The 24,853-nt window shown below is 69.1% G+C and carries 17 protein-coding genes and 3 rRNA genes; 5 read left to right on the forward strand and 15 right to left on the reverse strand.

From position 1 onward, the window contains the following. Positions 1–29: 29 nt before the first annotated feature. From TNCT6_RS13170 to TNCT6_RS13185, 4 genes are all read right to left on the reverse strand, one after another. Positions 30–674 (reverse strand): HAD family phosphatase, encoded by a 645-nt coding sequence (locus TNCT6_RS13170; protein ID WP_141359551.1) that lies wholly within the window; start codon positions 672–674, stop codon positions 30–32. 87 nt (positions 675–761) lie between these two features. Then, positions 762–878 (reverse strand): 5S ribosomal RNA (gene rrf, locus TNCT6_RS13175). Positions 879–965: 87 nt separating this feature from the next. After that, a 23S ribosomal RNA gene (locus TNCT6_RS13180) occupies positions 966–4,089 on the reverse strand. 312 nt (positions 4,090–4,401) lie between these two features. Then, positions 4,402–5,927: ribosomal RNA gene (locus TNCT6_RS13185) — 16S ribosomal RNA — on the reverse strand. Together the 16S, 23S and 5S rRNA genes form the textbook arrangement of a ribosomal RNA operon. An 822-nt stretch (positions 5,928–6,749) precedes the next feature. On the opposite strand from TNCT6_RS13185, the gene trpS reads away from it, so the two are divergent. Then, positions 6,750–7,751, forward strand: coding sequence for a tryptophan--tRNA ligase (gene trpS, locus TNCT6_RS13195; RefSeq protein WP_141359552.1), 1,002 nt, complete (start codon positions 6,750–6,752; stop codon positions 7,749–7,751). Positions 7,752–7,798: 47 nt separating this feature from the next. Here the strand turns inward: trpS and proC are convergent, their stop codons facing one another. The 6 genes from proC to TNCT6_RS13225 all read right to left on the reverse strand — a co-directional run bounded on the left by proC (position 7,799) and on the right by TNCT6_RS13225 (position 12,063). Further along, positions 7,799–8,608: a pyrroline-5-carboxylate reductase gene (proC, locus tag TNCT6_RS13200; protein WP_141359553.1), complete on the reverse strand. Its 810-nt coding sequence runs from the start codon at positions 8,606–8,608 to the stop codon at positions 7,799–7,801. A gap of 77 nt (positions 8,609–8,685) precedes the next feature. After that, on the reverse strand, positions 8,686–9,459 hold the full coding sequence (locus tag TNCT6_RS13205; protein ID WP_141359554.1) for an ABC transporter permease: 774 nt from the start codon (positions 9,457–9,459) through the stop codon (positions 8,686–8,688). Then, on the reverse strand, positions 9,456–10,253 hold the full coding sequence (locus TNCT6_RS13210) for an ABC transporter ATP-binding protein (protein ID WP_141359555.1): 798 nt from the start codon (positions 10,251–10,253) through the stop codon (positions 9,456–9,458). The genes TNCT6_RS13205 and TNCT6_RS13210 overlap by 4 nt, the downstream gene beginning before the upstream one ends. Before the next feature lie 59 nt (positions 10,254–10,312). After that, a complete protein-coding gene (locus tag TNCT6_RS13215; protein WP_141359556.1) occupies positions 10,313–11,092 on the reverse strand; it encodes a class I SAM-dependent methyltransferase in 780 nt (259 codons plus the stop codon). An 85-nt stretch (positions 11,093–11,177) separates the two neighbouring features. Next, positions 11,178–11,681 carry an EamA/RhaT family transporter gene (locus TNCT6_RS13220; protein ID WP_141359557.1) on the reverse strand — a complete coding sequence of 168 codons (504 nt, stop codon included), beginning with the start codon at positions 11,679–11,681 and terminating at the stop codon, positions 11,178–11,180. 43 nt (positions 11,682–11,724) lie between these two features. Continuing rightward, entirely contained in the window at positions 11,725–12,063 is a 339-nt protein-coding gene (locus TNCT6_RS13225) for an SH3 domain-containing protein (protein WP_141359558.1), read from the reverse strand. Positions 12,064–12,245: 182 nt separating this feature from the next. On the opposite strand from TNCT6_RS13225, the gene TNCT6_RS13230 reads away from it, so the two are divergent. After that, entirely contained in the window at positions 12,246–14,456 is a 2,211-nt protein-coding gene (locus tag TNCT6_RS13230) for a serine/threonine-protein kinase (RefSeq protein ID WP_141359559.1), read from the forward strand. Between the two features lie 71 nt (positions 14,457–14,527). On the opposite strand, the gene ilvD is transcribed toward TNCT6_RS13230, so the two are convergent. From ilvD to TNCT6_RS13250, 4 genes are all read right to left on the reverse strand, one after another. Continuing rightward, positions 14,528–16,381 carry a dihydroxy-acid dehydratase gene (gene ilvD, locus TNCT6_RS13235; RefSeq protein ID WP_141359560.1) on the reverse strand — a complete coding sequence of 618 codons (1,854 nt, stop codon included), beginning with the start codon at positions 16,379–16,381 and terminating at the stop codon, positions 14,528–14,530. Between the two features lie 274 nt (positions 16,382–16,655). Then, positions 16,656–17,261 carry a TetR/AcrR family transcriptional regulator gene (locus TNCT6_RS13240; RefSeq protein ID WP_141359561.1) on the reverse strand — a complete coding sequence of 202 codons (606 nt, stop codon included), beginning with the start codon at positions 17,259–17,261 and terminating at the stop codon, positions 16,656–16,658. After that, positions 17,258–18,085 carry a sugar phosphate isomerase/epimerase gene (locus TNCT6_RS13245; RefSeq protein WP_141359562.1) on the reverse strand — a complete coding sequence of 276 codons (828 nt, stop codon included), beginning with the start codon at positions 18,083–18,085 and terminating at the stop codon, positions 17,258–17,260. The genes TNCT6_RS13240 and TNCT6_RS13245 overlap by 4 nt, the downstream gene beginning before the upstream one ends. Before the next feature lie 63 nt (positions 18,086–18,148). Then, a complete protein-coding gene (locus TNCT6_RS13250; protein WP_141359563.1) occupies positions 18,149–19,075 on the reverse strand; it encodes a Ppx/GppA phosphatase family protein in 927 nt (308 codons plus the stop codon). A 107-nt stretch (positions 19,076–19,182) separates the two neighbouring features. On the opposite strand from TNCT6_RS13250, the gene TNCT6_RS13255 reads away from it, so the two are divergent. Continuing rightward, positions 19,183–20,013 carry a hypothetical protein gene (locus TNCT6_RS13255; RefSeq protein WP_141359564.1) on the forward strand — a complete coding sequence of 277 codons (831 nt, stop codon included), beginning with the start codon at positions 19,183–19,185 and terminating at the stop codon, positions 20,011–20,013. A gap of 95 nt (positions 20,014–20,108) precedes the next feature. Here the strand turns inward: TNCT6_RS13255 and TNCT6_RS13260 are convergent, their stop codons facing one another. Then, the gene (locus TNCT6_RS13260; protein WP_253266096.1) at positions 20,109–21,929 is read right to left on the reverse strand and encodes a hypothetical protein; all 1,821 of its coding nucleotides are present in this window, start codon (positions 21,927–21,929) and stop codon (positions 20,109–20,111) included. Positions 21,930–22,183: 254 nt separating this feature from the next. Between TNCT6_RS13260 and radA the strand changes: the two genes are divergently transcribed. Both radA and disA read left to right on the forward strand, forming a co-directional pair. Next, positions 22,184–23,593: a DNA repair protein RadA gene (gene radA / locus TNCT6_RS13265; RefSeq protein WP_141359565.1), complete on the forward strand. Its 1,410-nt coding sequence runs from the start codon at positions 22,184–22,186 to the stop codon at positions 23,591–23,593. An 82-nt stretch (positions 23,594–23,675) separates the two neighbouring features. After that, positions 23,676–24,800 (forward strand): DNA integrity scanning diadenylate cyclase DisA, encoded by a 1,125-nt coding sequence (gene disA, locus TNCT6_RS13270; protein ID WP_141359566.1) that lies wholly within the window; start codon positions 23,676–23,678, stop codon positions 24,798–24,800. Positions 24,801–24,853 lie beyond the last annotated feature (53 nt).

Genomic DNA, 24,853 nt, shown 5'->3' on the forward strand with positions numbered 1-24,853 from the left:
AATTGTCAGTGCCGCGGCGGTGGCCGGCGTCATGTCATCAGGTCGGCCAACTCCTCCATGCGAAAGAAGAGTTGGGTGGCATCCGCGAGCTTCGCGGCCGGGGTCATCGCCGTGAACCCGTAGACGTCCATCCCGGCCGCGACGGCAGCCCGCACACCCAGCGGGGAGTCCTCGACGACGACGCATCGCTCGGGGGCCACTCCCATCCGGTCGGCCGCGTGGAGAAACAGGTCCGGCGCCGGCTTGCCCCGGCCCACGTCCTGCGAGCTGAAGATCCGCTCATCGTCGAACCACCGGTCAAGTCCGGTCGTCCGGTGCCCGACCCGGATCCGCTCATGACTCCCCGAGGACGCGACACAGTACGGCGTCCCGTCCATCGTCAGCTTCTCCAGTACGTCGGCGGCACCGGCCACCGGCTTCAGCTCCCGCCGGAACGCGGCGAAGACACGGGCGTGGAAGACGTCGTCGAAGGCGTCCGGCAGCCGCTTCCCCGTCCGCTCCAGGACGAGGTCGTGGATCCGGTGCATCGCCGACCCCATGTAGTCACGGATGGAGTCCTCGTACGAGGTGGGGTGCCCCAGCTCGGTGAGGTAGGCGGCGAGGAGCCGGTTGGAGATGGGCTCACTGTCGACGAGGACACCGTCGTTGTCGAAGATGACGAGGTCATAGCGCATGAGTACGAGCCTAGGCGAGTGCCGGCCGACCGAGCGTAAACGCAGAAAACCCCCGTGCCGAATGGCACGGGGGTTTTCTCAAAATTTGTTCGGCGGCGTCCTACTCTCCCACAGGGTCCCCCCTGCAGTACCATCGGCGCTGTGAGGCTTAGCTTCCGGGTTCGGAATGTAACCGGGCGTTTCCCTCACGCTATGACCACCGAAACACTATGAAACAATCAACCGGAGCCGCAGCAACGGCTACGACGGTTGTTCGTGGTTTCAGAACCAACACAGTGGACGCGAGCAACTGAGGACAAGCCCTCGGCCTATTAGTACCGGTCACCTCCACACCTCACGGTGCTTCCAGATCCGGCCTATCAACCCAGTCGTCTACTGGGAGCCTTACCCCATCAAGTGGGTGGGAGTCCTCATCTCGAAGCAGGCTTCCCGCTTAGATGCTTTCAGCGGTTATCCCTCCCGAACGTAGCCAACCAGCCATGCCCTTGGCAGAACAACTGGCACACCAGAGGTTCGTCCGTCCCGGTCCTCTCGTACTAGGGACAGCCCTTCTCAAGACTCCTACGCGCACAGCGGATAGGGACCGAACTGTCTCACGACGTTCTAAACCCAGCTCGCGTACCGCTTTAATGGGCGAACAGCCCAACCCTTGGGACCGACTCCAGCCCCAGGATGCGACGAGCCGACATCGAGGTGCCAAACCATCCCGTCGATATGGACTCTTGGGGAAGATCAGCCTGTTATCCCCGGGGTACCTTTTATCCGTTGAGCGACGGCGCTTCCACAAGCCACCGCCGGATCACTAGTCCCGACTTTCGTCCCTGCTCGACCCGTCGGTCTCACAGTCAAGCTCCCTTGTGCACTTACACTCAACACCTGATTACCAACCAGGCTGAGGGAACCTTTGGGCGCCTCCGTTACCCTTTAGGAGGCAACCGCCCCAGTTAAACTACCCATCAGACACTGTCCCTGATCCGGATCACGGACCCAGGTTAGACATCCAGCACGACCAGACTGGTATTTCAACGACGACTCCACAACCACTGGCGTGGCCGCTTCAAAGTCTCCCAGCTATCCTACACAAGCCGAACCGAACACCAATATCAAACTGTAGTAAAGGTCCCGGGGTCTTTCCGTCCTGCTGCGCGAAACGAGCATCTTTACTCGTAGTGCAATTTCACCGGGCCTATGGTTGAGACAGTCGAGAAGTCGTTACGCCATTCGTGCAGGTCGGAACTTACCCGACAAGGAATTTCGCTACCTTAGGATGGTTATAGTTACCACCGCCGTTTACTGGCGCTTAAGTTCTCAGCTTCGCCCACCCGAAAGTGAGCTAACCGGTCCCCTTAACGTTCCAGCACCGGGCAGGCGTCAGTCCGTATACATCGCCTTACGGCTTCGCACGGACCTGTGTTTTTAGTAAACAGTCGCTTCTCGCTGGTCTCTGCGGCCACCCCCAGCTCACACTGCAAGAGTGATCACCAGGCGTGGCCCCCCTTCTCCCGAAGTTACGGGGGCATTTTGCCGAGTTCCTTAACCATAGTTCACCCGAACGCCTCGGTATTCTCTACCTGACCACCTGAGTCGGTTTAGGGTACGGGCCGCCATGAAACTCGCTAGAGGCTTTTCTCGACAGCATAGGATCATCCACTTCACCACAATCGGCTCGGCATCAGGTCTCACCCTGCATGAGCGGCGGATTTACCTACCACTCGGGCTACACCCTTACCCCGGGACAACCATCGCCCGGGATGGACTACCTTCCTGCGTCACCCCATCACTCACCTACTAACCGCTTGGTTCAGCGGCTCCACCACTCCCCCTCACTCCGAAGAGATCAGGGGCGGCTTCACGGCCTTAGCATCACGATGCTCGATGTTTGACGCTTCACAGCGGGTACCGGAATATCAACCGGTTATCCATCGACTACGCCTGTCGGCCTCGCCTTAGGTCCCGACTTACCCTGGGCAGATCAGCTTGACCCAGGAACCCTTAGTCAATCGGCGCACACGTTTCTCACGTGTGAATCGCTACTCATGCCTGCATTCTCACTCGTCAACCGTCCACGACTACCTTCCAGTGCCGCTTCACCCGGCAGACGACGCTCCCCTACCCATCACAGCACCCGTTGGGGCTATACGCTGCAATGACACGACTTCGGCGGTACGCTTGAGCCCCGCTACATTGTCGGCGCGGAATCACTAGACCAGTGAGCTATTACGCACTCTTTCAAGGGTGGCTGCTTCTAAGCCAACCTCCTGGTTGTCTGTGCGACTCCACATCCTTTCCCACTTAGCGTACGCTTAGGGGCCTTAGTCGATGCTCTGGGCTGTTTCCCTCTCGACCATGGAGCTTATCCCCCACAGTCTCACTGCCGCGCTCTCACTTACCGGCATTCGGAGTTTGGCTAAGGTCAGTAACCCGGTAGGGCCCATCGCCTATCCAGTGCTCTACCTCCGGCAAGAAACACACGACGCTGCACCTAAATGCATTTCGGGGAGAACCAGCTATCACGGAGTTTGATTGGCCTTTCACCCCTAACCACAGGTCATCCCCCAGGTTTTCAACCCTGGTGGGTTCGGTCCTCCACGAAGTCTTACCTCCGCTTCAACCTGCCCATGGCTAGATCACTCCGCTTCGGGTCTTGAGCGTGCTACTGAAACGCCCTATTCGGACTCGCTTTCGCTACGGCTTCCCCACACGGGTTAACCTCGCAACACACCGCAAACTCGCAGGCTCATTCTTCAAAAGGCACGCAGTCACGAGACGAGGACAAGTCCTCGTCCGACGCTCCCACGGCTTGTAGGCACACGGTTTCAGGTACTATTTCACTCCCCTCCCGGGGTACTTTTCACCATTCCCTCACGGTACTATCCGCTATCGGTCACCAGGGAATATTTAGGCTTAGCGGGTGGTCCCGCCAGATTCACACGGGATTTCTCGGGCCCCGTGCTACTTGGGTGTCTCTCAAACGAGCCGCTGACGTTTCGACTACGGGGGTCTTACCCTCTACGCCGGACCTTTCGCATGTCCTTCGCCTACATCAACGGTTTCTGACTCGTCCTACGGCCGGCAGACCGTAGAAGAGAGATCCCACAACCCCGCATGCGCAACCCCTGCCGGGTCTCACACGCATACGGTTTGGCCTCATCCGGTTTCGCTCGCCACTACTCCCGGAATCACGGTTGTTTTCTCTTCCTGCGGGTACTGAGATGTTTCACTTCCCCGCGTTCCCTCCACTTGCCCTATGTGTTCAGACAAGGGTGACAGCCCATGACGACTGCCGGGTTTCCCCATTCGGAAACCCCCGGATCAAAGCCTGGTTGACGACTCCCCGGGGACTATCGTGGCCTCCCACGTCCTTCATCGGTTCCTGGTGCCAAGGCATCCACCGTGCGCCCTTAAAAACTTGGCCACAGATGCTCGCGTCCACTGTGCAGTTCTCAAACAACGACCAACCACCCGTCACACACCAACACTCTGGTGCTTCACCGGGGCCGGCAACCGAAGACCCGACCAGACGGCCGTGCCCTCAGACACCCAACAGCGTGCCCGGCCAGATCCCGTCCGGAGATCATGCGTTCCACGCTCCGAAGAGCAGTACTAGCAGCCTCCGACCCGAGGTCCTGACCGAATAATCAACGTTCCACCCATGAGCAACCAGCACCGGACATTCGCCGATGTACTGGCCCCTGGACCGCCGAAGCGGCCTAGAAGTGCTCCTTAGAAAGGAGGTGATCCAGCCGCACCTTCCGGTACGGCTACCTTGTTACGACTTCGTCCCAATCGCTAGTCCCACCTTCGACAGCTCCCTCCCACAAGGGGTTGGGCCACCGGCTTCGGGTGTTACCAACTTTCGTGACGTGACGGGCGGTGTGTACAAGGCCCGGGAACGTATTCACCGCAGCAATGCTGATCTGCGATTACTAGCGACTCCGACTTCATGGGGTCGAGTTGCAGACCCCAATCCGAACTGAGACCGGCTTTTTGAGATTCGCTCCACCTCACGGTATCGCAGCTCATTGTACCGGCCATTGTAGCACGTGTGCAGCCCAAGACATAAGGGGCATGATGACTTGACGTCGTCCCCACCTTCCTCCGAGTTGACCCCGGCGGTCTCCTGTGAGTCCCCATCACCCCGAAGGGCATGCTGGCAACACAGAACAAGGGTTGCGCTCGTTGCGGGACTTAACCCAACATCTCACGACACGAGCTGACGACAGCCATGCACCACCTGTACACCGACCACAAGGGGGGCACTATCTCTAATGCTTTCCGGTGTATGTCAAGCCTTGGTAAGGTTCTTCGCGTTGCGTCGAATTAAGCCACATGCTCCGCCGCTTGTGCGGGCCCCCGTCAATTCCTTTGAGTTTTAGCCTTGCGGCCGTACTCCCCAGGCGGGGAACTTAATGCGTTAGCTGCGGCACCGACGACGTGGAATGTCGCCAACACCTAGTTCCCACCGTTTACGGCGTGGACTACCAGGGTATCTAATCCTGTTCGCTCCCCACGCTTTCGCTCCTCAGCGTCAGTAATGGCCCAGAGATCCGCCTTCGCCACCGGTGTTCCTCCTGATATCTGCGCATTTCACCGCTACACCAGGAATTCCGATCTCCCCTACCACACTCTAGCTAGCCCGTATCGACTGCAGACTCGGGGTTAAGCCCCGAGCTTTCACAATCGACGTGACAAGCCGCCTACGAGCTCTTTACGCCCAATAATTCCGGACAACGCTTGCGCCCTACGTATTACCGCGGCTGCTGGCACGTAGTTAGCCGGCGCTTCTTCTGCAGGTACCGTCACTCTCGCTTCTTCCCTGCTGAAAGAGGTTTACAACCCGAAGGCCGTCATCCCTCACGCGGCGTCGCTGCATCAGGCTTTCGCCCATTGTGCAATATTCCCCACTGCTGCCTCCCGTAGGAGTCTGGGCCGTGTCTCAGTCCCAGTGTGGCCGGTCGCCCTCTCAGGCCGGCTACCCGTCGTCGCCTTGGTGAGCCATTACCTCACCAACAAGCTGATAGGCCGCGGGCTCATCCTTCACCGCCGGAGCTTTACAGCCCAGGAGATGCCTCCCAGGCTCATATCCGGTATTAGACCCCGTTTCCAGGGCTTGTCCCAGAGTGAAGGGCAGATTGCCCACGTGTTACTCACCCGTTCGCCACTAATCCCCACCGAAGTGGTTCATCGTTCGACTTGCATGTGTTAAGCACGCCGCCAGCGTTCGTCCTGAGCCAGGATCAAACTCTCCGTGAATGTTTTCCCGTAATCGGGATGAACACCACGAGAGCGGTGCGAGAGGAGGAATGATCCCCTCGCACACAGCGTCCTCGCTGTGTTTTTCAAAGGAACCTCGTCCCAGCAGACGCTGGAGACGGGGTATCAACATATCTGGCGTTGATTTTTGGCACGCTGTTGAGTTCTCAAGGAACGGTCGCTTCCTTTGTACTCACCCTCTCGGGCTTTCCTCCGGGCTTCCCTTCGGTGTTTCCGACTCTATCAGATCTTTCCGATCCGATTTCCTCGGCGCTTTCCAGGTTTTCGCTTTCGCGTTTCCCTTTCCGGCGGTTCCGACTCTATCAGATCCTTTCTCGACCTGATCCCCAGTCAGCGGGGTTTGTTTTCGCGGCCGTTGGGCCGTTCCGACGAGTGAGACTTTAGCGGATTCCCTGCTCCCGTGCGAATCGGGGGCTGCGCCCTTTCGGGCGCGGATTCCTCATTCCATGAATACGCACGCCGATGACACGACAACAGACAGACTGCGACTGCCATCAGGTAAAGGGTGGTGCTCAGGAAAGGTTGTCCGGGGACCGACCGAAGTCGGCTCTCACGTCGGGCAACTCGGAGAACACTACGTATCCCCGCGAGGTGTGTCAACTCACGGGCGAACGGCACCCCGAGGTCCTATCCTGGGGCCATGACTACGCGTACGTGCACCCGTCTGTGGTGGGCCGCCTGACGGCGGCCGTACTCACGTATGCATCCAACGGCCGCCGCCTCGGCGGCCGTTCTCGTATCTCCCTCCAGGACTCCGGGGGCCGGCCGACCGGGGACGGCGGCTCGACCAGGAGGTGGAGTGTGGAGAGGACTCGGGTCTTCAGCGGGGTCAAGCCGACGGGACACCTGACGCTGGGGAACTACCTGGGCGCCATGCGGCGGTGGGCCGAGGTGGACCAGCACCGGTCGGAGGCGCTGTTCTGCGTCGTCGACCTGCATGCGCTGACCGTGGACCACGACCCGGCGCGGGTGCGCAGACTCAGCCGGCAGGCGGCGACGCTGCTGCTGGCGGCGGGGCTCGATCCGGAGCTGTGCACCCTGTTCGTACAGAGCCACGTGGACGAACACGCCCGGCTGTCGTACCTGCTGGAGTGCGTGGCCACGGACGGCGAGATGCGGCGGATGATCCAGTACAAGGAGAAGGCGGCGCGCGAGCAGCGGCGGGGCGGGAGTGTACGGCTGTCGCTGCTGACGTATCCGGTGCTGATGGCGGCGGACATCCTGGCGTACGGAACGGACGAGGTGCCGGTCGGTGACGACCAGACGCAGCACGTGGAGCTGACCCGTGATCTGGCGGTGCGGTTCAACCAGCGGTACGGGCACACGTTCGTGGTGCCGAAGGCGACGCCTCCGAAGGTGGCGGCGCGGGTGATGAACCTTCAGGACCCGGTGTCGAAGATGGGGAAGTCGGACGACTCCGGGCCGGGCATCGTCTATCTGCTCGACGAGCCGGAGGTCGTGGAGAAGAAGGTCATGCGGGCGGTGACCGACAGCGGGCGGGACGTCGTCTACGACCCGCAGGAGCGGCCCGGCCTGGCGAATCTGCTGGAGATCCTGGCCGCTTGTCAGGGCGGGAACCCGGAGGCCCTGGGCGGTGTATATGAGTCGTACGGCGCTTTGAAGAAGGACACCGCGGAGGCCGTGGTCGAGCTTCTCAGGCCGGTACAGGCAAGGCACAGGGAGCTGTGCGCGGATCCCGCGTATGTGGAAGGGGTGTTGCGCAGGGGCGCGGAGAAGGCCAGGGAGATGGCGCGGCCGAGAGTGGACGCGGCGTACCGGGCGATCGGGTTGCTGCCCGCCTGAGGGAAGGGCGGCTGGGCGGGCGGCCTGTGCCGGCCGCCCAGTGCCGGTCAGTTGTTGCCGGAGGCCAGCTCGCGGCTGCGGTCGCGGGCGGCTTCCAGCGCGGCGATGAGCGCGGCGCGCACGCCGTGGTTCTCCAGTTCGCGGATGGCGTTGATCGTCGTACCGGCCGGCGAGGTGACGTTCTCGCGGAGTTTCACGGGGGGCTCCCCGCTGTCGCGGAGCATCACCGCGGCGCCGATCGCGGACTGGACGATCAGGTCGTGGGCCTTGTCCCGGGGCAGGCCGAGGAGGATGCCGGCGTCGGTCATGGCCTCGACCAGATAGAAGAAGTAGGCCGGGCCCGAGCCGGAGAGGGCGGTGCAGGCGTCCTGCTGGGACTCGGGGACGCGGAGCGTCTTGCCCACGGCGCCGAAGATCTCCTCGGCGTGGGCGAGGTGTTCGGCGGAGGCGTGGGTGCCGGCGGAGATGACGGACATGGCCTCGTCGACGAGGGCGGGGGTGTTGGTCATGACGCGGACGACCGGGGTGCCGGAGGCCAGGCGCTCCTCGAAGAAGGAGGTGGGGATGCCCGCGGCGCCGCTGATGACCAGGCGGTCGGCGGGGACGTGCGGGGCGAGTTCGTCGAGGAGGGTGCCCATGTCCTGGGGCTTGACGGTGAGGATCAGGGTGTCGGCGGTTTTCGCCGCTTCCGCGTTGGTGACCGGGGTGACTCCGTGGCGGGCGCGGAGTTCTTCGGCCCGTTCCGGGCGGCGGGCGGTGACCAGCAGGTCGGCGGGGGTCCAGCCGGCTCGGATCATTCCGCTGAGCAGGGCTTCGCCGATCTTTCCGGTGCCGAGAACTGCGACTTTCTGGCTCATGGTGCTCATCCTCGCACCGGTGGTCCGAAGCGCGGGTGGACTGTCCGGCTGGCGGGACACCCTCCGGTCCTGTGGGGCTATGCGGTTCGCCGCCTGAGGGTGGCCGCTCCCAGGCCGAGGACGAGCAGGGCGCAGCCCGCCACGATCAGCGCGTCGCGTACGAACGTCGTCGTCACGTCGGTGTGGCGCAGGACCTCGTTCATGGCGTCGACCGCGTAGGACATCGGGAGGACGTCGGAGACGGCCTCCAGGACGGGGTGCATGTCGGACCGCGGGGTGAACAGGCCGCAGAGGAGGAGCTGGGGGAAGATCACCGCCGGCATGAACTGGACCGCCTGGAACTCGGAGGCGGCGAAGGCGGAGACGAAGAGGCCGAGGGCGGTGCCGAGCAGGGCGTCGAGGAGGGCGACCAGCAGGAGCAGCCAGGGCGAGCCGGTGACGTCCAGGCCGAGGAACCAGACGGCGAGTCCCGTGGCCAGCGCGGACTGGACGATCGCGAGGGCGCCGAAGGCGAGCGCGTAGCCGGCGATGAGGTCGCCCTTGCCGAGCGGCATGGCGAGGAGGCGTTCGAGAGTGCCGGAGGTGCGTTCGCGCAGGGTGGCGATCGAGGTCACCAGGAACATGGTGATCAGCGGGAAGATGCCGAGGAGCGAGGCGCCGATGTTGTCGAAGGTGCGCGGGCTGCCGTCGAAGACGTAGCGCAGCAGGAGCAGCATCACGCAGGGGACCAGCAGCATCAGTGCGATGGTGCGCGGGTCGTGGCGGAGCTGGCGCAGTACCCGGGCCGCGGTGGCGGTGGTGCGGGCGGCGCTCAGGGCGCGGGGCGCGCGGGGTGCGGTGCTCGTGCTCATCGTGCTGTCTCCTTGGCGCGGCCTGCTGCGACCGCCTCGTCGACCAGGTGCAGGAAGGCCGCCTCGACGGTCTCGGTGCCGGTTCGGGCCCGGAGTGCTTCGGGGGTGTCGTCGGCGAGGATCCGGCCCTCGCGCATGAGGAGGAGCTGGTGGCAGCGCTCGGCCTCGTCCATGACGTGGGAGGAGACGAGGAGGGTGGCGCCTCGGGTGGCGGCGATGTCGTGGAAGAGGTTCCACAGGTCGCGGCGCAGCACGGGGTCGAGGCCGACGGTCGGTTCGTCGAGGACCAGCAGTTCGGGGGTGCCGAGGAGGGCGACCGCGAGGGAGACGCGGCTGCGCTGGCCGCCGGAGAGGTTGCCGGCGAGGGCGTCGGCGTGGCCGGTGAGGTCGACGTCGGCGATGGCCCGGCTGACGTTGTCCCGGCGGCGTTCGGCCGCCGCGCGGCCGGGGTCGAGGATCGCGGCGAAGTATTCGAGGTTCTGACGGACGGTCAGGTCGTCGTAGACGGAGGGGGCTTGGGTGACGTAGCCGATGCGGTTGCGGAGGGTGGCGTGGCCGGCGGGCAGGCCGAGGATCTCCAGGGTGCCGTCGACCTCGGCCTGGGTGCCGGCGATGGCGCGCATGAGCGTGGACTTGCCGCAGCCGGAGGGGCCGAGGAGGCCGGTGATGCGGCCGCGCGGGACGGTGAAGCCGAGGCCCCGCAGGACGGTGCGGGGGCCTCGGACCACGGTGAGCGCTTCGGCTCGGACGGCATCCGTTTCGGGGCGGGGTGGCCCCGAAGAAATATTCATCATGCGATGATTAATGCGCGCTGGAGAGGGCGCCGTCAAGTGGGGTGAGGGGATGAGCGGCGTCAGGGTGTGGTGGCGACGAGGAGGAGGACGTCGTAGGTCTCCTCCACGAAACCGTCCGGGAAGACCTCCAGCAGGTGGTCGCGCTCCTCGGCCAGGAAGGTGTCCCTGTGTCCCTCGGGGCAGACCAGAAGGCGTGAGTGGCTGCCGAGGTTGGCGAGGTGGGTGTCGAGCGGGACCCGGCGGCTCCAGCGGACCGCGCGACGGGTGAAGTGGAGTCGCTCGGTGGGCTGTGCCTTGACGGCGCGGGCGGCGGCCGCCCCCTTCTCGGCGTAGGGGTCGATGCCGAAGAGGCGGCGGAGGCGGTCGTTCTGCCGCGCGATCCACTCGATGTCGGCGGCGTCCCTGTTCCACCACAGTGCCAGGGCACCGCCCGGCCGCAGTACCCGCAGGGCCTCCGGGACGGCTCGGTCGGGGTCCGTCCAGTGCCAGGACTGGGCGTAGGTGAGGAGGTCTGCGCAGGAGTCGGCAAGCGGGAGGGCGTTGCCGTCGCCCCGCACGATCGGGATGCCGGGGCGGGTGAGGCGGAAGTGGGCCGCCATGCCTTCGCCCGGCTCGACGGCCAGCACGTCGGCACCACGCTTGTGCAGCAGAGCGGTCGAGATGCCGGTCCCGGCGCCGATGTCCGCCACGCGGGCGCCGGCGAGGGGCCGGCCGGTGAGTTCCTCCAGCGCGTCGAAGAGGGCGGGCGGATAGGAGGGGCGGTTCGCCGCGTACTGGGCCGCTGCGGCGTTGAAGGAGTGGGCTCGGTCCGCGTGAGTGGGCGTCGGAGATGAGGTCATACGGCCATCGTGCGACCGCATGACCTCCCCGTGACAAGGGGTTCCGACCGCGCGGACCGGTTCGCTGACCGCGCGGCCCCCGCGGTCAGGAGCGGCGGCGCTTCTTGGAAGGGTTGCCCGAGCGGCGGGTGGTCCGGCGTTCGTACTGTTCGCGGGCCTGTTCGTACTCCTTGCGGTGCAGCTTCTCGCCGGGGGCCTCGACGAGCGAGCGGAAGAAGTAGGCGAGGAGGGAGCCGATGAAGCCGACGGCGAGCAGGCCGCGCAGGGAGGACTGGCGGTCGGGGTCGGGGCGCTTGCCGAAGCCGTCCCAGGTGTGGCGGAAGGCGAGCGCGCTGCACACCGCGAACATCACCACGACCAGGAGTTCCACGAAGGCGCCCGAGCCGGCGATCTGGAGTCCCTGGTAGGCGAAGCGGAGCACGAAGCAGGAGACGGCCGCCGCGGCGAGTGAGCCGGCGGCGACGCCGATACGGCGGGCGGTGTAGCCGTTGTCGTGGTCCACCCAGGTGGTGCCGAAGAAGCGCAGGGGCTCGGGGCGGGGCCCTGCGGAGCCCGCGGGGGTGACCGGGGTGCCGTTGTCGTCGCTCACGGGTCGATTATGGCTCCGGGGTGTCCGCGGGCTCCGTCGGGGATCAGCCGCAGCGGCCGGCCACGTAGCCGTCGCTGCCCGTCTTCACATAGGTGTCCGAGACGTACTGGCCGCTTCCGATGTTGTTCCAGATGTTCGATGTGCCGTAGTAGCCCGACACGGTCGTACCCGGCGTCTGGCAGTAGACCGGCACCTGGGCGCCCGCGCCCAGGGTGCGGACGATGCTGTAGCCGGTGCCGGGGCCGCTGCGGACGTTGAGCTGGACGCCCGGCGCGACCGGGTAGTACTGCACGGCCGCCGCGGTCGCGATGGTTGCCGCCGCCGCGTCGCCGGCCTCCTCGACACGCTCCCCGGCTTGTTCTTCGGCACGGTCGACAGACATGAGAAACCTCCCCCGTAACACCCCACGACTGCCATGGGCCCCGTTTGATTCCCCGGGAACGCGTTGCGAAACACATGTACGCGATTCGCACGTGGAGTCCCGCAAGCCGCCTCGGTCCGGTTCGGGTCATCGACTAGGCTCCGTGCGTCGCACGCGCGAACGAACAGCACGGGGGGTGGTCCATGACGCCACAGCGCAACACCGGTGCGGGCGCGGAAGCGGAACTTCCGGAGTACGCCGGTCACTACCGCCTCGAGTCGTGCCTGGGCTCCGGCGGCATGGGCGTGGTGCATCTGGCCCGCAGCACCTCGGGTCTGCGGCTCGCGGTGAAGGTCGTGCACGCCCAGTACGCCTGGGACCCCGAGTTCAGGGGGCGGTTCCGGCAGGAGGTCGCGGCGGCCCGGAGGGTCAGCGGCGCCTTCACCGCGCCCGTCGTCGACGCCGACCCGGAGGCCGAACGGCCCTGGATGGCCACCCTGTTCATTCCCGGCCCCACGCTCTCGGACCAGGTGAAGCAGAACGGGCCGCTGCCTCCCGCCCAGTTGCGGCGGCTGATGGCGGGGCTCGCCGAGGCGCTGCGCGACATCCACCGGGTGGGGGTCGTCCACCGCGATCTCAAGCCGAGCAACGTGCTGCTCGCCGAGGACGGGCCGAAGGTCATCGACTTCGGCATCTCCCGCCCGAAGGACAGCGAACTGCGCACCGAGACCGGCAAGTTGATCGGTACGCCGCCCTTCATGGCGCCCGAGCAGTTCCGCCGGCCGCGGGAGGTCGGGCCCGCGGCGGACATCTTCGCGCTCGGCTCCGTGCTGGTGCACGCGGCGACCGGGCGGGGGCCGTTCGACTCCGACAGTCCGTACATCGTCGCCTACCAGGTCGTGCACGACGAGCCCGACCTGACCGAGGTGCCGGAGGACCTGGCGCCGCTGGTGCTGCGCTGCCTGGCCAAGGAGCCCGAGGACCGCCCCACCCCGGACGAGCTGATGCGGGAACTGCGCTCGGCGGCCGCCTCGTACGACACGCAGGCGTTCATACCGGAGCCGCGGACCGCTGGGACCGGGGTGTTCTCCGGAACCGGCGGGCCGGACGCGAACGGGAACCACCGCGGTGACGCGTCCCCGGCCGAGCCCCCTGCCGGTGACGCCGAGGGCAAGCCGGGAGACCGTACGGGGCGGCGGTCCGGGCGGCTGACGGGGATCCTCACCGGGCGGCGCCCGCGCTCTCGGCGGCTCGCCGCGGCCGCCGGAGCCCTCGGCCTGGTCGTCGGCGGCGGACTCGCCACGGTCCAGTTGCTCGACCTCGGGATGTCTGCGCACAACTCGGCGCCGGAGAGCACTCTGCCCGCAGCCCCTTCGGCCGCGTTCTCCGAGTGGGTGGCCGGGCCCGTGTCCGGCGACGGCGCCGCCCCGTGTTCGTACGGGGCCGGAAAGCTGTTCTGCGCGCGGCCCGGACTGGTCTACGCCCTCGATCCGGCGGACGGCAGCCTGCTGTGGCGGCACTCCGTACCTAAGATGGTCACCGGTGTGCCGCCGGTCGTCGCGGGTGGTCTGGTGCAGCCGATGACGGACCACGGCCTGCGTCTGGAGGCGCTGGACCCCGACTCGGGCAGGCCGCGCTGGCAGTCGGACGTGCCGGCCTACAGCGGAGTGCGCAGCGTCGGCGGAATGGTGCTGCTCACGGGCACGGACGGGCTGGTGCGCGCGGTCGACGCCGCGTCCGGCGAGACCAAGTGGAGCCGGCCGGTGCCCGGTCTTCCCCTGCCGCACTTCTCCGCGTTCGCGGGGGATCCGCTGGCGTACGCGGTGAGCTCGTCGGCCGACGGGACGTCCACCCGGGTCGTCGCGGTGGACCCGGCGACGGGCGATGTGCGCTGGGAGGCCCGGCTGCCCGGAATGCTGACGCCCGTCGGCAGCCGGGACGGCTCCCTCGTCCTGCTCTCCGCCGAGCCGGCCTTCGGGCGGGCGGACGCCGTGGTCCGCTACACGCCGCGGACCAAGGCGTCGGTCCGGGTCGCGCTGCCCGTTCCCCGCGACACGGTGCAGGCGAGCGTGCGCGGCGACGTGGTGCACCTGCTGGGCGGCGGCGGCTCGCTGGACGCGGTCGACCTGGCGGCGCGGAAGGTGCGGTGGCGGCTGGAGACGGCCGTGAGCCGGGGTTCCATGCCGATCGCCGACGCCCGCCACGTGTACTTCCTCGCCGGGGACGGGCGACTGCTTGCGGTCGGGGCCCGCACCGGGCGGATCGTCGGCCAGACCCGGCCGCGGCTCGGCACGCACACGGACCGGGTAGCGGCGGAGCTGCCCGCGCCCGTGATCGTCAAGGGCCGTGTCTACGCCGGCGCCCCCGACGGCACCGTCTTCGCCGTCGACGGCCACGACCCGTCGTCCTGGTGACCTGACGAAGGGGGGCCGCCTCGCAGGAGGCGGCCCCCCTTCGGGTCCGCGTGTTCAGGCCGCGTCAGCCGTCAGCCCAGCTTCGACACGTCCCGCACGGCGCCCTTGTCGGCGCTGGTGGCCATCGCGGCGTAGGCCCGCAGCGCCGCCGACACCTTCCGGTCGCGGTCCTTCGGGACGTACGTGCCGTTCAGGGCCTGCTCACGGCGGGACAGCTCCGCGTCGTCGACGAGCAGGTCGATGGAGCGGTTCGGGATGTCGATACGGATGCGGTCGCCGTCCTCGACGAGCGCGATCGTGCCGCCGGAGGCCGCCTCGGGCGAGGCGTGGCCGATGGACAGGCCCGAGGTGCCGCCGGAGAAGCGGCCGTCCGTGATCAGCGCGCAGCTCTTGCCCAGGCCGCGGCCCTTCAGGTACGAGGTCGGGTAGAGCATCTCCTGCATGCCGGGGCCGCCCTTGGGGCCCTCGTAGCGGATGACGACGACGTCGCCCTCCTTGACCTGCTGGGTGAGGATCTTCTGGACGGCCTCCTCCTGCGACTCGCAGACGACCGCCGGGCCCTCGAAGGTCCAGATCGACTCGTCGACGCCCGCGGTCTTCACCACGCAGCCGTCCACGGCCAGGTTGCCCCTCAGCACCGCCAGGCCGCCGTCCTTGGAGTAGGCGTGCTCGGCGGAGCGGATGCAGCCGTCGGCGGCGTCGGTGTCCAGGGCCTCCCAGCGCTCGGACTGGGAGAAGGCCTCCGCCGAGCGCACACAGCCCGGGGCCGCGTGCCACAGCTCGACCGCCTCCGGGGACGGGGAGCCGCCGCGCACGTCCCAGGTCTTGAGCCAGTCCGCCAGGGAGGGACTGTGCACCGCGTGCACGTCCTCGTTCAGCAGGCCCGCGCGGTGCAGCTCGCCGAGCAGGGCGGGGATTCCGCCGGCGCGGTGCACGTCCTCCATGTAGTACGTGCGGTTCTTGGTGACGTTCGGCGCCACCTTCGCCAGGCAGGGCACCCTGCGGGAGACGGCGTCGATCTGCTCCAGGCCGAACTCGACACCGGCCTCCTGGGCCGCCGCCAGCAGGTGCAGGATCGTGTTGGTGGAGCCGCCCATCGCGATGTCCAGGGCCATCGCGTTCTCGAAGGCCGCGAAGGTGGCGATGTTGCGGGGCAGGACCGTCTCGTCGTCCTGCTCGTAGTGGCGGCGGGCGAGGTCCATCACCGTGCGGGCCGCGTTCTCGTACAGGGCACGGCGGGCGGTGTGGGTGGCGAGGACCGAGCCGTTGCCCGGCAGGGACAGACCGATCGCCTCGGTCAGGCAGTTCATCGAGTTGGCGGTGAACATGCCGGAACAGGAGCCGCAGGTCGGACAGGCGTTCTCCTCGATGCGGAGGATGTCCTCGTCGGAGATCTTGTCGTTGGCGGCGTCGGCGATCGCGTCGATCAGGTCGAGCGTGCGGACGGTGCCGTCGACGAGCGTGGCACGGCCGGCCTCCATGGGCCCGCCGGAGACGAAGACCGTGGGGATGTTCAGGCGCAGGGCCGCCATCAGCATGCCCGGGGTGATCTTGTCGCAGTTGGAGATGCAGATCAGGGCGTCGGCGCAGTGCGCCTCGACCATGTACTCGACGCTGTCCGCGATCAGGTCGCGCGAGGGCAGCGAGTACAGCATGCCGCCGTGGCCCATGGCGATGCCGTCGTCGACCGCGATGGTGTTGAACTCGCGCGGGATGCCGCCCGCCTCCCGGACCGCGTCACTGACGATCCGGCCGACCGGCTGGAGGTGGGTGTGACCGGGCACGAACTCCGTGAAGCTGTTGGCGACCGCGATGATCGGCTTCCGGCCGATGTCCGCACCGGGTACACCGGAGGCGCGCATAAGGGCGCGGGCGCCCGCCATGTTGCGGCCGTGGGTGACTGTGCGGGACCTCAGCTCGGGCATCGTCGCTAGCTCCTTCGGGAAGTTCTGCCGGGCGGCAGGGAGTCGCCGGCAGAGTTCTGGCTCAGTCGAGCCTACGCCGGTCATCCAGGGGTCGGGACGCGCTGTCCGGAATACGGGACGCGTGTCTCGGGGCGGCGGGGGTACGCCGTCCCGGATCGCCGGGGGCGCACACATCGGGCGGCGCGCTACGCGTCCCGGATCGGCAGGGGCGCACACATCGGGCGGCGGGGCTGCGCGTCCCGGATCGGCAGGGGCGCGCGAAAGCCGTCCGGCGTCACGTCCCCGTGAGGTGCCGCTGCACCACGGGTGCCACCCGCTCGATGATCTGCTCCACGTCCGCCGTCGCCAGCGGCTCCACCTTGATCACGTACCGCAGGATCGCGCAGCCCACCAGCTGCGCGGCCGCCAGCTCGGCGCGCAGCTCCGCGTCGGGCAGGTCGAACCGGCCGGCGATGCGCCGCAGCAGCTGCGAGACGATCAGGCGGCGGAAGACGGCGGCCGCGGTGTCGTTGCTCAGAGCGGAGCGGACGATCGCCAGCAGGGGCGTACGGGTGGCCGGTCTCTCCCAGATGCCGAAGAAGAAGCGGGCGAACCGCTCTCCGACGCCGTCGAGCGGACCGTCGACGAGTGCCTCCGGGGCGTTCAGCGCGGGCGCGAGGACGACCTCGATCGCCGCCTCGAACACCTGCTCCTTGGTGCCGAAGTAGTGGTGGACCAGGGCGGAGTCCACTCCGGCGGCCTTGGCGATGCCGCGTACCGAGGTCTTCTCGTAGCCGCGCTCGGAGAACTCCTCGCGGGCCACGGTCAGGATGCGGTCGCGGGTGTCGGCGGCCTCCTCACGGCGGGGGCGGCCACGGCGGCGGGTGGTGGCGCCGGTCATCGCCCGGGCACCTTCACCGCGGAGGCCAGGTGCAGCCGGGTGAAGGCCAGGGCCTCGGCGAGGTCGGCCTCGCGCTCGGCGCTGGACATGGCCCGGCGGGTGTTGACCTCGATCACGACATGGCCGTCGAAACCACTGGTGGCGAGACGTTCCAGCAGTTCGGCGCAGGGCTGGGAGCCACGGCCGGGCACCAGGTGCTCGTCCTTTGCCGAGCCCCTGCCGTCGGCGAGGTGCACATGGCCGAGCCGGCCGCCCATGCGGTCGGCCATCTGGAGCGCGTCGGCGCGGGCCGTCGCGGCATGGCTGAGATCGATCGTGAAGTGGCGGTAGTCGTCCTTCGTGACGTCCCAGCCGGGGGCGTAGGCGAGCATCTCGCGGTCGCGGTAGCGCCAGGGGTACATGTTCTCCACCGCGAAGCGCACATCCGTCTCGCTCGCCATCCGCCAGACCCCGGCGACGAAGTCACGGGCGTACTGGCGCTGCCAGCGGAAGGGAGGGTGGACCACGACCGTGCTCGCGCCGAGCTTCTCCGCGGCCGCCCGGGCGCGCTGGAGCTTGGTCCAGGGGTCGGTGGACCACACCCGCTGGGTGATCAGCAGGCAGGGGGCGTGCACGGCGAGGATCGGTATCCGGTGGTAGTCGCTGAGTCTGCGCAGCGCCTCGATGTCCTGGCTGACCGGGTCGGTCCACACCATGACCTCGACGCCGTCGTATCCGAGGCGTGCGGCGATCTCGAAGGCCGTCGCCGTCGACTCCGGGTAGACGGAGGCCGTCGAAAGCGCGACCTTCGCATCCGGAATGCGTACGGGTTCGGGTTCCACCACGAGGGACAGGTTACGGGGTGCGGTGGGTGGGGGCGGGGCCCGCGGCCGCGGTTGTGGCCTTCGTCATCCCATGTGGTCGAGACGCCGCAGGATCACTCCCTCCCTGAGGGCCCACGGGCATATCTCCAGGCTTTCCACGCCGAAGAGGTCCATGGCGCCCTCGGCGACCAGGGCTCCGGCCAGGAGCTGTCCGGCCCGGCCGTCGGAGACTCCGGGGAGTTCGGAGCGCTCGCCGGACGTCATGCCGGACAGCCGCGGCACCCACGACTCCAGGGACTCCCGCTTCAGCTCGCGCTGGACGTACAGCCCCTCGGTGGAGCGGGGGGCGCCGGCCAGCCGTGCGAGCTGTTTGAAGGTCTTCGAGGTGGCGACGACGTGGTCAGGGACGCCGAAGCGGCTGAACTCGCCGACCGTGCGCGCGATCTCGGCGCGCACATGGCGGCGCAGCGCCCTGACGTCGTCCGCGGTGGGCGGGTCGCCGGGCAGCCAGCCGGCGGTGAGCCGGCCCGCGCCGAGCGGCAGCGACACGGCCGCGTCGGGCTCCTCGTCGATGCCGTAGGCGATCTCCAGTGAGCCGCCGCCGATGTCCAGGACCAGCAGTTTCCCGGCCGACCAGCCGAACCAGCGGCGGGCGGCGAGGAAGGTGAGGCGCGCCTCTTCCGCACCGCTGAGCACCTGGAGCCTGACCCCGGTCTCCTCCTGCACGCGCGCGAGGACGTCGTCGGCGTTGTCCGCCTCGCGCACGGCCGAGGTGGCGAACGGCAGCAGGTCCTCGACGCCCTTGTCCTCGGCGGCCTGGAGTGCTTCGCGGACCACGGCGACGAGTCTGTCGACGCCGTCGGAGCCGATCGCGCCGCTTGCGTCGAGGAGCTGCGCGAGCCGCAGTTCGGCCTTGTGCGAGTGCGCGGGCAGCGGGCGCGCGCCGGGGTGCGCGTCGACCACCAGCAGATGCACCGTGTTCGAGCCCACGTCGAGGACACCGAGTCTCATGTACGGAACGCTACTGCCACCTGGCACGTCGTCCGCCCCCGGCGCTGTGTGCGAGGCACGGCTCGGGAGGGTCCCGGCACGGCTGCCCGGCGACTTACCCTGGACGGGTGCCAAAGACGAAAAAGGCGAAGACCGATAAATCGGCGAACCCGGCGAAAGCAGTGAGGCCGAAGAAGCGGGGCGCGGAGTCCGACGAGAAGGGGCTCGAATTCGCGCGCGCGTGGGTGGAGTTCCCGGATCCGGCGGACGACGAGCAGGTCTTCCGCTGTGATCTGACATGGCTGACCTCTCGTTGGACCTGCATCTTCGGAAGCGGTTGCCAGGGCATCCAGGCGGGCCGCGCGGACGACGGGTGCTGCACCCTGGGCGCCCACTTCTCCGACGAGGACGACGAGAAGCGGGTCGCCGAGCACGTGGCGAGGCTCACACCGGACATCTGGCAGAACCATGCAGAGGGCGTGGAGAACGGCTGGGTGGCCGAGGACGAGGAGGGCTCCCGGCAGACGCGCCCCTTCCATGGCTCGTGCATCTTCCAGAACCGGCCCGGCTTTGCCGGCGGCATGGGCTGCTCGCTGCACATCCTGGCCCTGCGAGAGGGCCGCGAGCCGCTGGAGACGAAGCCGGACGTGTGCTGGCAGCTGCCGATCCGGCGGACCTTCGAGTGGATCGACCGGCCCGACGACACACGCGTGTTGCAGGTGTCGATCGGGGAGTACGACCGCAGGGGCTGGGGTCCGGGCGGTCACGACCTGCACTGGTGGTGCACCTCGGCGACGTCGGCGCACGGCGCGGGCGAGCCGGTGTACGTCTCCTACCGGGCCGAGCTGACCGAGCTGATGGGCAAGGCCGGCTACGACCGCCTGGTCGAGCTGTGCGAGCAGCGTCTGGCCTCCGGGCTGCCGCTGGTGGCGCCGCATCCGGCGGATCCGGCCGTCTGACGGGCCGCCGGCGGTCGCCTCGGCGGCTCGCCTGAAGGCCCCGCAGGTGCCCGGCCCCGATCGCCGGCGGCGGACCCGCCGGCGGTCGGGGCCCGCTACCGGCGGCCGCCCGCAGAGGCCGGGGCCGGGCATCCGCGGTCGCGCTTGGCGTGCCGGCCCGAGCCGTCGCACGCCCTGCCCTCGCGCCGTCCCCCCGGCCGGCCCTCGGCCGCGCTGGGTGTGTCGCCGCCCGCGGACGGCGGGGGCGTGCTGTCCGGGTCGGTCGGCGACGGCTCGGTGGGAGTGGGCGTGGGGTCGGTCGTCGACGGCGGGTCGGTCGGGGTGGGGGTGGGCTCGGAGGGCGCCGGAGTGGTCGGCGTGGGGCGCGGGCCGGACGTCGCGGGCGGGTCGGCCGGGTGCCTGGGCCCGGCTCCGGAGGGGCTGGGTGCCGTGCCGTAGCCGTCGATGGAGACGACGGCACCGGCGGGCGCGATCGCCACACGCGCGCTCCAGCGGCCGGAGGGCTCGCGCAGGTGGTCGATGTACACCTTGATCGTCAACGACTCGCCGGGCTGGAGGGTCCCCGACGAGCGGCTCGGGTAGAGCCAGGCCGCGCCGGTGGACGCGGACCAGTGGACCGGGCCGGGCCCGGCGGCGGTGAGCGTGATCAGGGTGGTGTCACCGGTGTTGTCGGCGCTCACCGTCAGGCGGCCGTCCTTGCGGCCGGCGCCCGTGACGCTGATGACCTCCACGGAGACGTCCGGCCGGCCGCTCGTGCCGAAGCGGGTGTCGGGCCCGGGCCCCGCGTTGCCGGTGTTCTCGTAGCCCCTGCCGGCCCCGTCGCCGCCCAGGACGCCGGGGCCGTGCCCCTCGTGCGCGCTGGCGGCGGGACCGTCGGGGCCCTCGCCGGCCGGGCCGCCGCGGTAGGCGGCCCACAGGGCCAGCACCGGCGCGGCCACCACCGTGGCCACCACCGTGGTCGTGACGGCACGCGCGCGGAGCCGGTCCCTCCGGGCGGCGCGGTCCTTCGGGTCCATCGGGAAGCCGCGCCGATCGAAGCGGGGAGCGGTGCTCCGCGCGCGCGGATGGTGGGCCAGGGCCTTGTGGAGGGCCGCGCGGGGCGCGGGCAGTACGGGCAGTTCGGCGGGGGTGACGGTGGCGCCGGGCCACTGACCGGGCAGGGCGCGCTCGGCGGTACGGCGGCAGCGCGGGCAGTCGTCGACGTGCCGGACGAGTTCGCGCCGCAGTGCCGCGCCGAGGACGAGCCGGCTGTCCCCGGTGAGGCGGGACACGCTCGGGCAGGTGCCGGTCTCCACCACGGCGAGCGCCGCACGGGTGCGCTCCACCTCGCAGGCGGCCGCGGCGAGCAGTTCCCGCGCGGCGGCGAGGCCCATGCCGAGGACGGCGGCGACCTCGTGTGCGGCGAGGTGGTGGCGTACGGCGAGTTCGAGCGCCTCGCGCTGCTCCGGGGTGGTGCCGGCGGCCTCCGGCCAGGCGAGCTGGACGAGTTCGCGGCGCCGCTCCCGCCGGACCTCGTCGGGGACGGGCGGCGGTACGGCCCGCGCGGCGGCGTGCCGGTCGCCGCCGGTGCGGCCCGCGGCGTGCGTGCCCTGACGTTTCTGCTTGGCCTCGGCCAGCTTGCGCAGGCACGCCCAGCGGGCCAGCGCGTACAGCCAGGCCCGACGTTCGCCCGCGGTCCCGGGTCCGCGCTGTCCGCGCCGCTCGGCGAACACCAGCGCGTCCCCGAGGGCGGCGGTCGCCGCCTCGTGGTCGCACAGCACGGACAGGCAGTAGGTGAACAGGCCGTCGAGATAAGGCTCGTAGCGCGCGGGCAGGCGGCACGCCACGGCGTGCGCGGCAGCGCGGTCGCGCGCCTCGCGGTGTGCCCGATGCGCACCGGTAGTGCGGGGCGAGGTGTCCGGACTGCTGCTCATCACCTGTGCGACCGTAGGCGGCCCGGGATCGTCCCTCTGTGCACCTTGAGCACTTTTAATCCGTACGGGTGAAACGATCCCTCTTAAGGGGAACGGAACCTCGGGTTCCATGACCCGTTCGAGTGTGCCCGCCCGACGACGGCGGGGCGCGGGGCCGGCCCGGAGTCCGGCACGATGTCCGGCACAGGGTCCGGCGCGGGGCCCGCACCGGGCCACCGGCGGCCGGGCTGTCGGTGCCGGCGGTTACGGTTTTCCCCATGGCTGCCCGTACCAAGACCACCAAGGACCGCCCGTCCTACCGCTGCACGGAGTGCGGCTGGCAGACGGCCAAGTGGCTCGGCCGCTGCCCCGAGTGCCAGGCCTGGGGCACGGTCGAGGAGTACGGCGCGCCCGCGGTCCGTACGACGACGCCGGGCCGGGTCACCACCTCCGCGGTGCCCATCGGCCAGGTCGACGGCCGCCAGGCCACCGCCCGCTCCACCGGCGTGCCCGAACTCGACCGGGTCCTGGGCGGCGGGCTCGTCCCCGGCGCCGTCGTCCTCCTCGCGGGCGAGCCCGGGGTCGGCAAGTCCACGCTGCTGCTGGACGTGGCGGCCAAGTCCGCCAGCGACGAGCACCGCACGCTCTACGTCACGGGCGAGGAGTCCGCGAGCCAGGTCCGCCTGCGCGCCGACCGCATCGGCGCCATCGACGACCACCTGTATCTGGCCGCCGAGACCGATCTGGCCGCCGTCCTCGGCCACTTGGACGCGGTCAAGCCCTCCCTGCTCATCCTGGACTCGGTGCAGACGGTCGCCTCGCCCGAGATCGACGGCGCGCCCGGCGGCATGGCGCAGGTCCGCGAGGTCGCGGGCGCGCTGATCCGCGCCTCCAAGGAACGCGGCATGTCCACGCTCCTGGTGGGCCACGTCACCAAGGACGGCGCCATCGCGGGCCCGCGCCTGCTGGAGCACCTGGTCGACGTGGTGCTGCACTTCGAGGGCGACCGGCACGCGCGCCTGCGCCTGGTCCGCGGCGTCAAGAACCGCTACGGCGCGACGGACGAGGTCGGCTGCTTCGAACTGCACGACGAGGGCATCACCGGCCTGGCCGACCCGAGCGGCCTGTTCCTGACCCGCCGGGCGGAGCCCGTGCCCGGCACCTGCCTGACCGTCACCCTGGAGGGCCGCCGCCCCCTTGTCGCGGAAGTGCAGGCGCTCACCGTCGACTCCCAGATCCCCTCCCCGCGCCGCACGACGTCGGGCCTGGAGACCTCCCGGGTCTCGATGATGCTGGCCGTGCTGGAGCAGCGGGGCCGGATCAGCGCGCTGGGCAAGCGGGACATCTACTCGGCGACGGTCGGCGGGGTGAAGCTCTCCGAGCCGGCCGCGGACCTCGCGGTCGCCCTCGCGCTGGCCTCGGCGGCGAGCGACACCCCGCTGCCGAAGAACCTGGTCGCGATCGGCGAGGTGGGTCTGGCGGGCGAGGTCAGACGGGTCACCGGCGTGCAGCGCCGGCTCGCCGAGGCCCACCGCCTGGGCTTCACGCACGCCCTCGTGCCGGGCGACCCGGGCAAGGTCCCGGCGGGGATGAAGGTCCTGGAAGTGGCCGACATAGGCGACGCGCTGCGGGTCCTGCCCCGCTCGCGTCGCCGGGACGCCCCACGGGAGCAGGAGGAGCGCCGGTAGACTTTGCCCTGGTCTCGCCCGTCCGTACGAACCGAGTGTGCGAAACGGCAGCGCCTGAAGAACCTGCGACCGGAGGAGTGCAGTGGCAGCCAACGACCGGGCAGCAGCTCCCGGAAAGTCCGGCGGGAGTTCCGGCGCCGATGGCCTGATGCGCGCCTCCCTGAGCGCCGTGGCACCTGGCACGGCCCTGCGGGACGGCCTCGAACGGGTGCTCCGCGGCAACACCGGCGGGCTCATCGTGCTCGGCGCCGACAAGACCGTGGAGTCGATGTGCACGGGCGGTTTCGTCCTGGACGTCGAGTTCACGGCGACAAGGCTGCGGGAGCTGTGCAAGCTGGACGGCGGCATCGTGATCTCGTCCGACCTGTCGAAGATCCTGCGCGCGGGCGTGCAACTGGTTCCGGACCCGACGATCCCGACCGAGGAGACCGGCACCCGGCACCGCACGGCGGACCGGGTCAGCAAGCAGGTCGGCTTCCCCGTGGTCTCGGTCTCGCAGTCCATGCGGCTGATCGCCCTCTACGTCGACGGTCAGCGGCGCGTCCTGGAGGACTCCGCGGCGATCCTCTCCCGCGCCAACCAGGCCCTGGCGACCCTGGAGCGCTACAAGCTCCGCCTGGACGAGGTGGCGGGCACGCTGTCGGCGCTGGAGATCGAGGACCTGGTGACGGTCCGGGACGTCTCGGCGGTCGCGCAGCGCCTGGAGATGGTGCGCCGTATCGCCACCGAGATCGCCGAGTACGTGGTGGAGCTGGGCACCGACGGCCGCCTCCTGGCCCTCCAGCTCGACGAGTTGATCGCGGGCGTGGAGCCGGAGCGCGAACTGGTGGTGCGGGACTACGTCCCCGAGCCCACCGCCAAGCGCTCCCGCACGGTCGAGGAGGCCCTGGCCGAGCTGGACAAGCTCTCCCACGCCGAGCTTCTCGAACTGTCCACCGTCGCCCGCGCCCTGGGCTACACCGGCTCCCCGGAGACCCTCGACTCCGCGGTCTCCCCGCGCGGCTTCCGCCTGCTGGCCAAGGTGCCCCGGCTGCCCGGCGCCATCATCGACCGCCTGGTCGAGCACTTCGGCGGCCTGCAGAAACTGCTCGCCGCGAGCGTCGACGACCTCCAGACGGTGGACGGTGTGGGCGAGGCGCGGGCGCGGAGCGTCCGCGAGGGCCTGTCCCGGCTGGCGGAGTCGTCGATCCTGGAGCGCTACGTCTGACCGGCGCCGGCCACGGCCGGCCCGCCTCGGGCCTCTTCGGTGACCGTTGACCC

This window comes from Streptomyces sp. 6-11-2 (assembly GCF_006540305.1).
Taxonomy (GTDB): Bacteria; Actinomycetota; Actinomycetes; order Streptomycetales; family Streptomycetaceae; genus Streptomyces.